The organism is Streptomyces sp. NPDC001922, assembly GCF_042891165.1.
In the GTDB taxonomy this organism is placed as follows: Bacteria; Actinomycetota; Actinomycetes; order Streptomycetales; family Streptomycetaceae; genus Streptomyces.
This window is the reverse complement of the sequence record NZ_JBIASV010000015.1, coordinates 40,605-54,731: the sequence shown is the minus strand read 5'-3', so window position 1 is coordinate 54,731 and position 14,127 is coordinate 40,605. Positions and strand designations below refer to the sequence as shown.

Genomic DNA, 14,127 nt, shown 5'->3' with positions numbered 1-14,127 from the left:
GGCCGCCCCCGGGACCGGAAGCGCGGAGTCACCGCCCGGGGCGGGAACCGGTGTGACCGGGCCCGCCGGAGGTGGCCCGGAAGGTGCGCCGGTACGCGGTGGGGGAGACGCCGAGGGCTGCCTGGAGGTGCTGTCGCAGCGACGCGGCCGTACCGAATCCGCAGTCGCGGGCAATACGGTCGACCGTCAGGTCCGTGTCCTCCAGCAGACTCCGTGCCCGCTCCACCCGCTGCTGCACCAGCCACTGGCCCGGACTGAGCCCGACCTCCTCCCGGAAGCGGCGGGTGAAGGTGCGCAGACTCATGGACTCCCGCTCGGCCAGGTCGCGCAGCGGAATCGGACGCTCCAGTCGCTCCAGGGCCCACGCCCGGGCCGCGGCGGTGGTCGCCATCTGTGGCTCCGCCACCGGGCGCCGGACGAACTGGGCCTGGCCGCCCTCCCGGTGGGGCGGCACCACACTGCGCCGCGCGACATCATGGGCCACGGACACGCCGTGATCACGCCGGACGATGTGCAGGCACAGGTCGATGCCGGACGCGACACCCGCGGAGGTGAGCACGTCCCCGTCGTCGACGAAGAGGACGTCCGGGTCGACGTCGACCTTCGGGAAGAGGCGCTGGAAGTGACCGGTACTGCTCCAGTGCGTGGTGGCCGGCCGCCCGTCGAGGAAGCCGGCGGCGGCCAGCACATAGGAGCCCGTGCAGATGGACACCATGCGCGTGCCGGGCCGTACCCGGGCGAAGGCGGCGGCCAGCGGCTCGGGCAGCCTGCCTTCCTCGAAGACCGGACCCTGCTCGTAGGAGGCCGGAACCACCACCGAGTCGGCCTCGGCCAGCGCCTCCGGCCCGTGCTCGACATGAATCGCGAAGTCGGCATCCGTGCGGACGGGGCCCGGTTCCGGGGAGCAGGTCACCACGTCGTAGAGGGCCCGGCCCTCAGGGGTGCGGGCCTTGCCGAAGATCCGGTAGGGGATGCCGAGTTCGAAGGGGATCACCCCACTGATCGCCAGAACCACGACCCGGTGGGGGCGCGGAGTGCCGTCCGTGTGCTCCGATTCCGGCATCGTGTCCCCTCTTCTCGCCGTGGCCCGATCCTAGCGAACCATGACCTCCGGGCCACTCGCTGCACCTCCCCGTCGGCCGGATGCTGGATCCGTGACACAGACACCCCCACCCCCCACGGCCGATGAACAGCCCCCGCCCGCCGTTGCGACCGAAACGCCCCGGGCCCCCGTGGCCGACGAACAGCAGTGGCATGCCCCCGCCGACCGCCGTTCGCGCATGCACCGTGCCTGGTGGGTCGCCGCTGTGGCGTTCGTCGCGCTGATCGGCGCGGCGGCCTTCAGAGCGGCTCCGAGCGTGCTGATCGATCCGCTGCACGCGGAGTTCGGCTGGCCGCGGAGCACGATTTCGGCGGCGGTCTCGGTCAACCTCGTCCTCTACGGGCTGACGGCTCCGTTCGCCGCGGCCCTCATGGAGCGGTTCGGCATGCGCAGGGTGGTCGCCTCCGCCCTGCTCCTCGTGGCGGCGGGCAGCGGACTGACGGTCGCCATGGACGAGAGCTGGCAGCTCGTCCTGTGCTGGGGCGTCCTGGTCGGACTCGGCACCGGCTCCATGGCGCTGGCGTTCGTCGCCACGGTGGTCAACCGCTGGTTCGTGGCCCGCCGCGGCCTCGTCACCGGGGTGCTCACCGCCGGTGGTGCCGCCGGGCAACTCGTCTTCCTGCCGCTCGTCGCCTGGCTCACCGAGCAGTACGGCTGGCGAACGGCGACCCTGGCCGTCACCTCCGCCGCGCTGTCCGTCGTCCCCCTGGTCGTCTGGCTGTTGCGGGACCACCCCCGGGACGTCGGCACCACCCGCTACGGTGCCGGGCCCGAGGAGCGCGCCGGCCACGCGTCGCCGTCGTCCCCGCCGCCCCCGGAGAGCGGCGGCGCGGCGGGACGCGCCCTGGGCGCGCTGCGCTCGGCCGCCCGGACCCCTGCCTTCTGGCTGCTGGCCGGTACCTTCGCCATCTGCGGGGCCAGCACCAACGGTCTGATCGGGACCCACTTCGTGCCCGCCGCACACGAGCACGGCATGCCCGTGACCACGGCCGCCGGCCTGCTCGCCGTGGTCGGTGTCTTCGACCTCGCCGGCACGATCGCCTCCGGCTGGTTCACCGACCGCTACGACGCCCGGCGGCTGCTCGCCGTGTACTACGGCCTGCGCGGCGTCTCCCTGATGTTCCTGCCCCTGCTGCTGGCCGACACGGTGCGCCCGCCGATGCTGTTCTTCATCGTCTTCTACGGCCTGGACTGGGTGGCCACGGTCCCGCCCACCGTGGCCCTGTGCCGCGAGCACTTCGGCGACGACGGAGCGATCGTCTTCGGCTGGGTGCTGGCCGCCCATCAGCTGGGCGCCGGGCTGGTGGCCTTCCTGACGGGCCTGGTACGCGATGTGACGGGCTCCTACGACACGGCCTGGTACACCGCGGGCGCACTGTGCGGTGCCGCCTGCCTGATGGCGGTGGTCATCCGTCGGCGGCCGGACGGTGCAGACCCGTCGCCGAAGGGAACAACGCTGCGATCCGCTTCGGGCTGAGGCCTCGGCCCGGGACGCGATCCGCCGCGGATCGGGCGACCCCCGGCGGGCCCCCCGCCCCCATGTCCCCGTTCGGTCCGCCCACTGCCTCGCGCCCGCCCCGTTCGCGGTCGCGGTCGCGAGGCCAATGGACCAACCGGCCCGGTGCGTTGTGGCCCTGTCCACCGGACCGAGGGAGAGACAGGGTGAAGGGACGTCGAACCGTGCGGAGGCACCGTTGAGTACTGCGTTCCTGCTGACCACCCTGGTTGTGGTGGTCACCCCCGGCACCGGTGTGATGTACACCCTCGCCACCGGGCTGGCCCACGGCCGCCGAGCGAGCGTCCTGGCGGCCCTCGGCTGCACCCTGGGCATCGTGCCGCATCTGACGGCGACCGTCACCGGGCTCGCTGCGCTGCTGCACACCAGCGTCGTCGCCTTCGAGACGGTGAAGTACCTCGGTGTCGGCTACCTCCTGTTCATGGCGTGGGCGATGCTGCGCGACAAGGAGGCACCGTCGGCCGTCGGAGAGCAGCCGAGGCCGGCAGTGCGCGTGATCGCCTCCGGCGTCCTGAGCAATCTGCTCAATCCGAAGCTCACGATGTTCTTCGTCGCGTTCCTGCCCCAGTTCGTGTCCGTCGGTGCCCCGGGCGCCCTCGGCGTCATGCTCCGGCTCAGCGCGGTCTTCATGGCGCTGACCTTCGTCGTCTTCGCCGCGTACGGATGCTGCGCCGCTGCCGTGCGCGACCGGGTGCTGGCCCGGCCGGGCGTGATGACCGGCATCCGAAGGGTGTTCGCCGTCTGCTTCGTCGGCCTGAGCGCGCGGCTGGCGCTGGCCTGAGCGGGTACTCCCGGCACGCGGACGCCACCCGGTTCCGGCCACCCGGGACACACCGCCGGTGCGGGCCGGGCCACCGGCGGTGTGGCGCAGCCGACACGGTTCGCGGGGCCCTGTACGGAGTTGAGGACGCAGGTGCATGTCACGATGGCCCCGGTGAACGAGGGCGTACCGAAAGCGGGCGGCAGGGCCGCCGCACCCACAACAACGGCAGTCACGTCGGCAGCCGGCCCGTCGCCGGCCTGCGGCTCCGACTTCCTCCAACTCGACGTCGCCGAGGCGCCCGCGGGCGGCAAGGCGGACTGGCTGACCCGGCGGCTGCGGCAGGCCATAGCGGACGGCCGGCTGACGGTGGGCAGCAGGCTGCCGGCCACCCGGGTGCTCGCGGCCGAACTGCGTGTCTCCCGCGGGGTGGTCACCGAGGCGTACCGGCGGCTGACCGAGGACGGCCAGGTCGAGGGACGCCGGCGCAGTGGGACCGTGGTGGTCGCGGCCCCCGCCGGCCCCGCCGCCGCTGCCGGGAGCGTGCCGTCCGAGAGCCCGGTCACACGCCAACGGGCGGCGCCGGGCGCGCTGTTCGCCGGTGAACCCGGTACGGATGTCTTCGACGCGCTGCGGACCGCGCCCGCCCGCGTCGACTTCACCCCCGGACAGCCCGACCTCGCGGCGTTCCCCCGCGCGGCGTGGCTGCGTGCCGAACGGTCCGTGCTCGCCGAGCTGTCCCACGAACACCTCGGCTACGGCGATCCCCAAGGCGCCATGCCGCTGCGCCGCGCCGTCGCTCGTTGGCTCGCGCACAGCCGCGGCATCCGGGTGCAGCCGGCGGAGGTGCTGATCGTCGCCGGCACCGCTCAGGCGCTCACCCTGCTGCCTCCCGTGCTGCGGGCGGACGGCATCGACAGCGTTGCCGTGGAGGACCCCGGCTCGCTCGGCACGCGCTGGCATCTGCACAACGGAGCCCTGGCCACCCCACCGGTCCCGGTGGACGAGGCCGGCGTGCGCGTGGACGCACTGCGGGCCACCGGTGCCCGGGCGGCACTGCTCACCCCGGCCCACCAGTTCCCCACCGGCGTGGTGACGCGTGGTGAGCGCCGTCGTGAGCTGCTGCGCTGGACGGAGGACGGGGGACTGATCCTGGAGGACGACTACGACGCGGAGCACCGCTACGACCGGCCGCCGACGCCCGCACTGCGCGCGCTGGCCGCCGACCGGATCTGCTACCTGGGCAGTGTGTCCAAGCTGCTCGCCCCCGCCCTGCGGATCGGCTGGATGGTGCCGCCGTCCCACTACCGGGAAGCGCTGATCGACGCGAAACGCTTCACCGACCTGGGCAATGCCGTGCTGCCCCAACTGGTCCTCGCCCGGCTGATGGAATCCGGTGAACTGGAGCGGCACCTCCGGGTGGTGCGCGGACGCCACCGACGGCGCCGCGACGCGATGCTGGGCGCCGTCGCCGGGCACCTGCCGGGTGCGGTCGTGCACGGGGCGGCTGCCGGGCTGCACCTGACGGTCACGTATGCCGCGGACGTACCCGACACGGAGCTCGCCGCAGCCGCGCTCGACCGGGGCGTGAAGTGCCAGCCGCTGTCCTGGCATCGCCTGCGGCCCGGCCGCCCCGGTCTCGTCCTCGGCTATGCGGCCACCCCGCCCGGTGTCATCGCCGACGGGCTGAGGACGATCGGTGAGGCACTCCGCGAGCTGGCCTGACCGCGGATCCCGCGAAGCGGGGCAGGGGCGCCCCGAGGGCGTCCGGTGGGGAGGGGTGCCCCGAGGGCGTCCGGTTTCGGGCCCGCGCTCAGGCCGTCGACACCGGCCGGCTCTCGTCGAGCCGGCTGTGGATCCGCTCCGGAGACAGCGGAAGCGTGCGGTAGCGGATGCCCGTGGCGTCGTGGAGCGCGTTCGCCAGCGCGGGGGCCACCGGGTTGATGCAGCATTCCGCCATCCCCTTCGACCGCAGGGGCCCGACGGAGTCCGAGGAGTCGACCAGGAGCAGTTCGGTGCGGGGAACATCGGCGAAGGTGGGGATGCGGTAGTTGCGGAGGTTGGGATTGACCATCACGCCGTCCGCGTCGACCTGGTAGTTCTCGGTCAGGGCGAAGCCGAGTCCCTGGGCGACACCGCCCTCCACCTGCCCCCGGACCTGAGCGGGGTTGATGACGGCGCCCGCGTCGGCCGCCTGGACGCTGTGGAGGATGCGGATCTCACCCGTCACTGGATGGACGGCGATCCGGAAACCGTGCGCATTGAAGGTGACGCTCCGGGGCGAGCCGTAGGCCTTGCGGGCGGCGGTGAACCGGATTCCGCGGGCCCGGGCCAGCGCCACGAGCTCGGCCAACGACATGCGCTGGTCGCCGCAGACGACACCATCGTCGTCCATCGAGCACATCACCACATGGACACCCGTGTGCGCGGCGGCGAATTCCAGGATGCGGTCGCGTACGGCATTGGCCGCCCGCAGTACCGCGTTGCCCGATACGAACAGCCCCGCGCTCGCGAAGGCACCCGTGTCGAATCCCGTGCGGTCGGTGTCGGACTGCACCAGGCGTATGCGCGACGGCGTCGTGCCCAGCTGATGTGCGGCGATCTGGACATGCGCGGTCGACGTCCCCTCGCCGAATTCGACGGTTCCGACGGCCACTTCGTAGATGAGGTCGTCGCCCAGCGTGACCCAGGCCTCGGAGAGGTGGTCGGTCGGGGGTGCGGTCTCGTGCAAGGAACTCGCCACGCCGGTCCCCACCAGCCACCCCGGTCCGGGTGGCGGCTCGTCCGCCGAACGCGTCAGGGCGCCCTCCACCAGATCGATGCACTGCGCGAGCCCGTTCTCGGTGAACGTCACGTCGTCGGGGCCGTCGTGCAGGGCGACGAGCGGATCGCCCGGTCGCACGAGATTGCGGCGTCGCAGCGCGAGCGGATCGAGATGCAGGGCGAGCGCCAGTTCGTTCATGGCCGATTCCACGGCGAACGCCGGCTGCGTCATCCCGTACCCGCGCAGCGCCCCGCTCGGAACGGTGTTCGTATAGACGGAGAACGCGTCGTACTTCTTGTTGGGGCAGCGGTAGATCATGACGGCGGGGCCGCCCGCATACAGGGTTTCGCCGCCATGATTGCCGTAGGCGCCGGTGTTCGACACATTGCGGACCTGGAACGCCGTGAGCGTCCCGTCCGCCTTCGCGCCCAGCCTGACCGTCAAAGTCATCGGATGCCGCGGTGAAGCGGTGGTGAACTCCTCCTCGCGGGTGAACTCGAAACAGACCGGCCGCCCGGTGTCCAGGGCGGCGAGCGCGACCAGGTCCTCCGAGATGACTTCCTGCTTGCCGCCGAAGCCGCCACCGACACGCTTGCAGAAGACCCGCAGTTGGTCCGGGCGCAGGGCGAAGAGACGGGCCAGCTTGCCCTTCGCGATCGACGGGGACTGCGAACTGGTGCGGACGTTCAGCCGGCCGTTCTCCATCCAGGCGATCGAGCCGTGGGTTTCGAGATGCGCGTGCTGCACGCGCGGTGAGGTGTAGGTCCCTTCGTGGATCACGTCGGCTTCGGCGAACCCGGCGTCCACATCGCCGATGTGCCCATGGATCTCGAGCAGGACGTTGTGGGCGGGGTCGCGGACGAAGGGGTCGTCCGAGCCGTGCAGTTGCGGGGCCCCCTCGGCCATGGCCGCGTCGGGGGTGAACACGGCCGGCAGTTCCTCGTACTCCACGACGACCTTGCGGCAGCCCTCCTCGGCGGCCCCGACCGAGTCGGCCACCACCGCGACGACGCGCTGGCCGACGAAGCGGACCGTGTCGTCGAGGACGCGGGTGTCGTCCGGATCGACGAGATGGTCGGTGTGGATGGCCGTGGTGTAGCGCTTCCGAGGCACGTCCTCCCAGGTGTAGACCCGGTGCACGCCCGGGACCGCCAGAGCGGCCCTCTTGTCGATCGAGACGATCCGGGCGTGCGCATGCGGTGAGTGCAGCACCTTGAGGTGCAGCATGCCGTCGAGGTGGGTGTCCATCGTGAATTCGGCACGCCCGGTCACCACGTCATGGGCCGCCGGCGCGCTCACACTCGTCCCGACGGCCCTGCCCGGCGCCGCCGTCTCCACACCGGCGGTGCCCCGCACGGCGTCCTCGATCGCCCGATAGCCGGTGCAACGGCAGAGGTTGCCCTTCAAAGCGCGGGGCAGGTCCTCATTCTGCGCCTCGGTGAACGTCGCCGACGTCATGATCATCCCTGCGGTGCAGAAGCCGCACTGGAACCCCGGGGCGTCCCGGAACCGTCGCTGTACGGGATGCAGGTCGCCCGGTGACCCGATGCCTTCGATCGTCGTCACCTCACGGCCGTCCGCGCGGAACGCGGGGGTGATGCAGCTGTGCACCGGATCCCCGTCCAGCCAGACCGTGCACGCGCCGCAGTCTCCCGCGTCGCATCCCTTCTTGACGCCGTAGTGGCCGAGCGAGCGGAGGAAGGTGCGCAGACACTGGCCGGGGTCCGGCTCCTCGGCGAAGCGCCTGCCGTTCACGGTATAGGTCACGCCATCCCCCCATCGCTGAGTTCCTGACGTATCTCTTCGGCGAAGTGCTCTGTCAGACGGCGCCGGTGGCCGGGGGTCCCGTTGGGATCGGCGAACCAGACGTCGGCGGGAACGGCGTCGATGCTCTCCCGCAGTGTCCGGGCATCGGGCATGCTGCCGAACGCCATGCGCACGGGCCGTGTGGTGCCGGCGGTGACGGTGAGCAACAGGTCGTCCGTCCCCGGCGTTTGCGTTCCGATGAGGAACACCGTGGAACGGCCGAGGCGGGTCAGCGTGAACCGGCGGTGCGCGGTGCGCTTCCGCAGCGCGTGCGCCGGAATGTCGATGCGCCGCAGGATTTCCCCGGGAGCGAGCACGTTCCGATGGTTGCCGGTCACGAAGCCGAGGGCATCGACGGTGCGCACGGACCCGTCGGGAGCCCACACCTCGTACGTCGCTTCGAGTGCGACCGTGAGCGTGATCATCGGGCCGGCGGGCAGGGACATGCAGATATTGCCGCCGACGGTCGCCGAGTTCCAGACCTTGAAGGAGGACAGGAACGCCTCGCAACTCCTGGCGAATAGGGGCCCCGCGACCCAGTCGTCCCGCGGCACCCAGGCATACAGATCCCGGACGGTGCACGTCGCGCCGATGCCGAGACCCCCGTCGCCCGGGACGAGGGGCTCCCAGCGCAACGCGGACAGGTCGATCAGACGGCGCAGCTCCGGCTGCTCCTCGGAGAACAGCCACGTTCCCCCGGCGAGCCAGGCATCGCCCTCACACCAGTCCGCCCCCGGCTGCTCCGACGGTCGCCGGACGACTTCGGTGATGGTGTTGAGGTCCATGGGAACCGATCTCCCTCACGACGACCATCGCGTAGGACCGTTCACCGGACTCGTTCCACCGGTGCGTGGCGCTGCTCGCGCTCTGTCTTCGGCTGCGGCCGTCCGGCTCATCGGACGCGTCGCATCGGTCCATGCGCCGCATACGGACAGGGCGCGGTCCGAGCCGAGAGCGACGCACGACGACCGCGTCGACATATACGCCGCTGCCGCATCGCATACGGCCGCTGCGGTCGAACTCGTCGAGGAACGACCTGCGGACCCAGAGATCCTTCTCCAGCGTATCGCAGCATTCGGTCCGGTTCTCGTCGGCGCAGACCGAGCCAGGGGCGAGCCGGGGGCGGCGTCCTCGCCGCAACAGAGTGGAAACTCGCCACAACGGAGTGGAAGAAGGAAAGGAGGGTTCCCCGCTCCTTTCCATGGTCAACGTATAGCGCACCGGGGGGCTTGCGACAAGACCCCCGTCGTGCCGCAGAATCTCCGGCCGAAGCCCGGGAATTGACGCGGGAAGCCACAGAAATGGGGGGCGCGACATGCGCGTGTTGTTGTCGACGTACGGATCGCGGGGGGACGTCGAACCACTGGTGGCGCTGGCGATGAGCCTGCGGGGGCTCGGCGCGGAGGTGCGGGTCTGCGCGCCGCCGGACGAGGACTTCGCGCAGCGGCTGACCGGTGCCGGCGTGCCGCTGGTGCCGGTCGGCCGGTCGGCGCGAGCTCTGACAGAGGCGGCCCCGCCGCCGTCGTCCCTGCCACGGTACGCGGCCGAGTTGATCGCCGGGCAGTTCGCCGCGGTCACCGCGGCGGCCGAGGGATGTGACGTGCTGGTGGCGACCGGCATGCTGCCGGCCGCGGCCGGCGCGCTGTCGGTCGCCGAGAAACTCGGCATCCGCTCCGTGTCCGTGACCTTCCAGCAGCTGACCCTGCCGTCGCCGCACCGCCGGCCACTGGCCTGGCCGGGCCGGCCGCTCCCACCGGACGTGACCGACAACCGGGTGCTGTGGGAGCTGGACGCCGAGAGCGTCGACGCGCTGTTCGGCGCGGCGCTCAACACGAACCGGGCGTCGTTCGGCCTGCCACCGGTGGACCACGTCCGCGACTACGTCATCGGTGACCGGCCGTGGCTCGCGACCGACCCCACCCTGGATCCGTTGCAGGCGACACCGGACTTCGACGTCGTCCGGACCGGCGCGTGGGTCCTGTCCGACGGGCGTCCGCTCCCGGCTGCGTTGACCGCGTTCCTCGACGCCGGAACCCCGCCGGTGTACGTGGGCTTCGGCAGCATGCCCATGCACGCCTCGACGGACGTCGCCCAGGTGGCCGTCGAGGCGGTCCGGAAGCAGGGCCGCCGCGCACTCGTCGCGAGTGGCTGGGCCGGACTGGCCCCGATCGGCAGCCGGGACGACTGCTTCGTCGTCGGCGAGGTCAACCAGCAGGAACTGTTCCGTCGGGTGGCCGCCGTCGTGCACCACGGCGGCGCGGGCACCACGACGACGGCCGCCCGGGCCGGCGCGCCGCAGGTGGTGGTACCCCAGGCGGCGGACCAGCCGTACTGGGCCGGCCGGGTGGCCGGCCTGGGCATCGGCGCGGCACACGACGGTCCGGCTCCGACCGTCGAGTCCCTGACGGCCGCACTCACGACCGCCCTCACCCCCGGGACCCGCGCACGAGCGACTGCCGTGGCCGCCACGATCCGCACCGACGGGGCGGACGTGGCCGCGAACCTGCTGCTCGACATGGCCGGCCGGGAAGGGCCTCGGACCCCCGCATAACCCCCCGGCTCGATGATCCCCTGCACCCCACGCGGGCCCCCGAGCCGGGGACACCCGATGACGAAGCCGCCGCAGGCCGTGCTTCCGCACCGGAATGCTGCACGGAGCGTGCAGCATTCCGGTGCGCGCTCCGCCGGGCCACGCCCGGCCCCGGGCGACTGCCCGACGGCAGCGAGGGGTGGGGCACTATCACAGGGGAAACCACTATCGCCAGGAAACTAACGTGGTGGGTGTGCCGAGAACAGCGGCGCCCCGGGCTGTCCGGGACGCCGCTGCAACCGGGCCGCGCCCCGCCTCCGCGCGTCGCGGCCCCTGATGTGAAGGAGGCGTCGCCATGACGTTCCCAGCTCTCCGCGAGCGCGCCGGAGACCGGCCCGAGACCGGGCCCGAGGTGCCCCACCTGCAGTTCACCCAGACCAGCCCGCCCGAGATCCGGGAGGAGCTGCGCCGATGGATGGCGGCCGCGCTGCCCGGTGTCGCCACGGGCCGCAGCGAGATCTCCGCTCCCGGCAGCTGGGCGGTCTTCCTCGCCGATGCCGCACATGCCGAGGGCGCCCGGCTGATGCCGCCCCGCTGGGACGCCGAATTCGCCCATCTCCACGCCGACGGCAGTCTGCACTTGGCGCTGGACCCGGCCGATCACGCCGCGTTCCTTTCCTCCGGCTGGGGCGAGAAGCACCCCCTCTACGACCGCGGCATCAACGTCGTGATGCTCTACGCACCCCGCACCGCGGCCGAAGTGGAGGTGGCCAAGAAGGTCCTCGCCGCTTCCTACGCCTACGCGACGGGTCATGTGCCGGTCACCGCAGGTGCGACCGCGGCCTGAACCTGATCCAGGCCCTGCGCCTGCCCTCTCACCTGCATGTCCCGGTCGCGTTCCGGGCCCGGACGCCCGTCCTCGGTCGTCCGGATGAGAACCACCGGATCAGCACGACCCGATGAAAACGAAAGGCCATTTCTGATGCGTACTACCCTGCCCTCCGCGCCGATCCCGGATGGGGCGTCCGACCGGCCGACGGCCGGGCCCCGAGCGGTGACCGGCAAGGCGCTGCTGTCGCTGGTGGCTCTCTTCACCGCGGTGTCGCCGTATGTCGCGGACTGGAACGACACGCATGTGCTGAATCCGGAGTGGACCGCGCACGCCAGGTTCCACAACGGCCAGACCATGGCCATGGGCACCCTGCTGGGCCTGGCGACGCTGTACTTCGTCTGGCGCCGGCGGGGTGACGCCGGTTCCAACCTGCGGGCCGCGATCGGCTTCGCCGGCCTGTACTGGGTCAGCCAGGCGGTGGCGATCCTCTACCCGGGCGCCGCCTACTTCGACCCGCAGTTCGACACCCCGGACATGTACATCGCCGGCATCCCGGTGCAGGGGGTCATCGAGATCGTCGTCCTCGGACTGATCGCGGGCGCCGCCCTGCTCAGCCGCCCGGCGCCGGCTCCCGGCCCCTCCGGGACCGCCCATTGATCAAGCCCGGCCGGGGCGCGGCCGACCCACCGGCGGTGGGGGTGCCGCGGGGCACTACCGGCGAGGGCGCACCGCCCGGGTGCGGCGGGCCGACCACGCCGTAGCCGTCCGCACCCGGGCGCCGGCTGTCCCGCTCAGCCCTGTGCCCAGGCTTCTTCTTCCTCGCGCGCGGTGTCGTAGGCCCGACGTGCGGCCTCGACCTGGGGCAGGTGAGCGGTGGACCATCCCGCGAGCGTGTCGAAGACCGGGACCAGGGTGCGGCCGAGGTCGCTGACCTCGTACTCCACCCGCGGCGGGATCTCCGCGTGGTAGGTGCGCACCACCAGGCCGTCGCGTTCGAGCCGGCGCAGCCGCTGCGTGAGGACCTTGGGAGTGATGGCGGGCACCAGCCGCTGCAACTCGTTGAAGCGGAGCCGTCCGTGATGCTCCAGTGCCCACAGGATCGGAGTGGTCCACCGGCTGAACACCAGGTCGACCACCGGATTGATGGGGCATACCTGGTCGGGTGACTCGGTCACGGTCCGTCCTCGTTCATCTCCGCAGCCGCGCATCGGCGGCTTGCTCCTGGATCACCACTATGCCAAAGAGGGCGGGACGGTCTCCCCCGGCGCCCGCCCGAGGCGCCCGCAGGCGGCCGGGGCGGGGGAGGGGCGACGGAGGACCGACGGACCAGAGGCGTGATGGTCCGGGTACCGAGTGTGAACGTGCGGGTCGGTTCGTGTCCCGGAACGTGGTGCACGATCCGAACGGGCAGCGGCCCCCGCGTTCCGGCGGGAGCCGCTGGGGCGTCGGACGCGTGTCCGGCGCCGGTTCACCGGCCGGGCTTCACCGCCACCCGCCAGCCGCGTCCCCGACCTCACCGGGCAGTACCACCAGGTACGCGCAGGCCGCCCGCGGCCGATCTCGCCTCGGGCCCCGCCCCACGCTCGGCGTCACCACGCAACAGGAAGTCCGGCGAGCCCCCGGTTGCGGAACGAACGCCGCCACCTCAGCTCCTCTGGTGCCACGGCGAGACGGAGGGCGGGGAACCGCCGCAGCAGCGCGGTGATGGCGACCTCGCCCTCCAGCTGGGCGAGCGGGGCGCCCAGGCAGTAGTGGATGCCGTGTCCGAAGTCCAGGTGCGCCCCGGCCCGCGCGGGGTCGAAGGAGTCGGGGTCCTCGAACCGCGCCTCATCACGGTTGGCCGAGGCCAGCGAAAGCCAGATCCGTTCGCCGGCCCGGATGGTGACACCGCCGATCGTGATGTCCTCCAGCGGGAACCGGCGCGACGCGAGCAGGGAGGGGGGCTCCCAGCGAAGGGTCTCCCTCAGCACGTCCTGCACGGATACCCGTCCCTGGAGCAGCCGCTCCCGCTGTTCCTCGTGGGTGAGCAGGGCGAGGGCGGTGTTGCCGATCAGGTTGACCGCGTTGTCGTAGCCGGCGAACAGGATGAGGAAGGTGAGGGCCAGGAGTTCGGGCTCGGTGAGCCTGTCGTGGTCGTCGCGGGCGCCGATCATCGCGGACACCAGGTCGTCCCCGGGGCGTCCACGCTTCTCGGCGATCAGTCCGGTCAGGTACCGGTGCATCCGCCCCATCGCCTCACGTGAGTCGAGGGCGGAGTCCGGCTCGGGGGAGCGCAGTGTGTTGGTCCACGTCCGGAAGTCCGGGCGGGCCTCCTCGGGGATGCCGAGGAGCTCACAGATGACGGCCATGGGGAGGGGGAGGGCCAGGCCGGCCATGAGGTCGGCGCCCGTACCGCCGAAGCCGTCGAGAAGTTCCTCGGTGATCGCCCGCACCCGGGACCGCAGACCCTCGACACGGCGCGGTGTGAAGGCCCGGGAGACCAGGCGCCGCAGGCGTGTGTGGTCCGGCGGGTCCAGGTTCAGCAGGTGGGCGTCGAGCTCCGGCGGCATGGACGGGCCGTGGGAGCCGACGGTGCGCGCGTTGGCCTTGTTCAGCGACAGACGAGGGTCGACGAGCGCCGCCTGCACGTCGTCGAATCGCGTCACCAGCCACACATCGGCGCCGTCCGGCGTCGTGGTCCGGTGGACCGGACCGGCGGCCCGCAGGCGCGCGTATCCCGCGTGCGGGTCGGCGAGCAGGGCCTCGTCGAAGAGCGAGGGACCGTCTGCGGTCGGAGGGGAGGGGCGGGTCATGGGGCGTTCACCGTGGGGGGTTCGA

At 72.1% G+C, this 14,127-nt stretch carries 11 protein-coding genes; 6 read left to right on the top strand and 5 right to left on the bottom strand.

All coding sequences use genetic code 11. From position 1 onward, the window contains the following. Positions 1 to 28 precede the first annotated feature (28 nt). Positions 29 to 1,063: a GlxA family transcriptional regulator gene (locus ACFYYR_RS26235; RefSeq protein ID WP_388858339.1), complete on the bottom strand. Its 1,035-nt coding sequence runs from the start codon at positions 1,061 to 1,063 to the stop codon at positions 29 to 31. A 169-nt stretch (positions 1,064 to 1,232) separates the two neighbouring features. On the opposite strand from ACFYYR_RS26235, the gene ACFYYR_RS26230 reads away from it, so the two are divergent. The 3 genes from ACFYYR_RS26230 to ACFYYR_RS26220 all read left to right on the top strand — a co-directional run bounded on the left by ACFYYR_RS26230 (position 1,233) and on the right by ACFYYR_RS26220 (position 5,103). Then, positions 1,233 to 2,579: an MFS transporter gene (locus ACFYYR_RS26230; RefSeq protein WP_388858733.1), complete on the top strand. Its 1,347-nt coding sequence runs from the start codon at positions 1,233 to 1,235 to the stop codon at positions 2,577 to 2,579. Positions 2,580 to 2,796: 217 nt separating this feature from the next. After that, complete coding sequence (locus ACFYYR_RS26225) at positions 2,797 to 3,399, top strand: LysE family translocator (protein ID WP_388858336.1); 603 nt, start codon at positions 2,797 to 2,799, stop codon at positions 3,397 to 3,399. A gap of 144 nt (positions 3,400 to 3,543) precedes the next feature. Further along, positions 3,544 to 5,103: a PLP-dependent aminotransferase family protein gene (locus ACFYYR_RS26220; protein WP_388858730.1), complete on the top strand. Its 1,560-nt coding sequence runs from the start codon at positions 3,544 to 3,546 to the stop codon at positions 5,101 to 5,103. An 88-nt stretch (positions 5,104 to 5,191) separates the two neighbouring features. Here the strand turns inward: ACFYYR_RS26220 and ACFYYR_RS26215 are convergent, their stop codons facing one another. Beyond that, entirely contained in the window at positions 5,192 to 7,909 is a 2,718-nt protein-coding gene (locus ACFYYR_RS26215) for a molybdopterin-dependent oxidoreductase (protein ID WP_388858333.1), read from the bottom strand. Next, on the bottom strand, positions 7,906 to 8,733 hold the full coding sequence (locus ACFYYR_RS26210) for an FAD binding domain-containing protein (RefSeq protein WP_388858330.1): 828 nt from the start codon (positions 8,731 to 8,733) through the stop codon (positions 7,906 to 7,908). Before ACFYYR_RS26210 ends, ACFYYR_RS26215 begins: the two co-directional genes overlap by 4 nt. A gap of 530 nt (positions 8,734 to 9,263) precedes the next feature. Between ACFYYR_RS26210 and ACFYYR_RS26205 the strand changes: the two genes are divergently transcribed. The 3 genes from ACFYYR_RS26205 to ACFYYR_RS26195 all read left to right on the top strand — a co-directional run bounded on the left by ACFYYR_RS26205 (position 9,264) and on the right by ACFYYR_RS26195 (position 11,967). Beyond that, the gene (locus tag ACFYYR_RS26205; RefSeq protein ID WP_388858327.1) at positions 9,264 to 10,499 is read left to right on the top strand and encodes a glycosyltransferase; all 1,236 of its coding nucleotides are present in this window, start codon (positions 9,264 to 9,266) and stop codon (positions 10,497 to 10,499) included. Between the two features lie 334 nt (positions 10,500 to 10,833). Then, positions 10,834 to 11,325, top strand: coding sequence for a luciferase family protein (locus tag ACFYYR_RS26200; RefSeq protein WP_388858324.1), 492 nt, complete (start codon positions 10,834 to 10,836; stop codon positions 11,323 to 11,325). Between the two features lie 135 nt (positions 11,326 to 11,460). Next, positions 11,461 to 11,967 carry a DUF6640 family protein gene (locus ACFYYR_RS26195; protein ID WP_388858321.1) on the top strand — a complete coding sequence of 169 codons (507 nt, stop codon included), beginning with the start codon at positions 11,461 to 11,463 and terminating at the stop codon, positions 11,965 to 11,967. Positions 11,968 to 12,101: 134 nt separating this feature from the next. On the opposite strand, the gene ACFYYR_RS26190 is transcribed toward ACFYYR_RS26195, so the two are convergent. Further along, positions 12,102 to 12,518, bottom strand: coding sequence for a winged helix-turn-helix transcriptional regulator (locus tag ACFYYR_RS26190; protein WP_388858318.1), 417 nt, complete (start codon positions 12,516 to 12,518; stop codon positions 12,102 to 12,104). Between the two features lie 381 nt (positions 12,519 to 12,899). Beyond that, entirely contained in the window at positions 12,900 to 14,102 is a 1,203-nt protein-coding gene (locus tag ACFYYR_RS26185; protein WP_388858315.1) for a cytochrome P450, read from the bottom strand. Positions 14,103 to 14,127: the final 25 nt, after the last annotated feature.

Excerpts from the sequence above, each read along its gene's own strand:
- ACFYYR_RS26235 (WP_388858339.1), bottom strand. The coding sequence starts at position 1,063 with ATGCCGGAATCGGAGCACACGGACGGCACTCCGCGCCCCCACCGGGTC.
- ACFYYR_RS26220 (WP_388858730.1), top strand. The coding sequence starts at position 3,544 with ATGGCCCCGGTGAACGAGGGCGTACCGAAAGCGGGCGGCAGGGCCGCC.
- ACFYYR_RS26210 (WP_388858330.1), bottom strand. The coding sequence starts at position 8,733 with ATGGACCTCAACACCATCACCGAAGTCGTCCGGCGACCGTCGGAGCAG.
- ACFYYR_RS26205 (WP_388858327.1), top strand. The coding sequence starts at position 9,264 with ATGCGCGTGTTGTTGTCGACGTACGGATCGCGGGGGGACGTCGAACCA.
- ACFYYR_RS26200 (WP_388858324.1), top strand. The coding sequence starts at position 10,834 with ATGACGTTCCCAGCTCTCCGCGAGCGCGCCGGAGACCGGCCCGAGACC.
- ACFYYR_RS26195 (WP_388858321.1), top strand. The coding sequence starts at position 11,461 with ATGCGTACTACCCTGCCCTCCGCGCCGATCCCGGATGGGGCGTCCGAC.
- ACFYYR_RS26190 (WP_388858318.1), bottom strand. The coding sequence starts at position 12,518 with ATGCGCGGCTGCGGAGATGAACGAGGACGGACCGTGACCGAGTCACCC.
- ACFYYR_RS26185 (WP_388858315.1), bottom strand. The coding sequence starts at position 14,102 with ATGACCCGCCCCTCCCCTCCGACCGCAGACGGTCCCTCGCTCTTCGAC.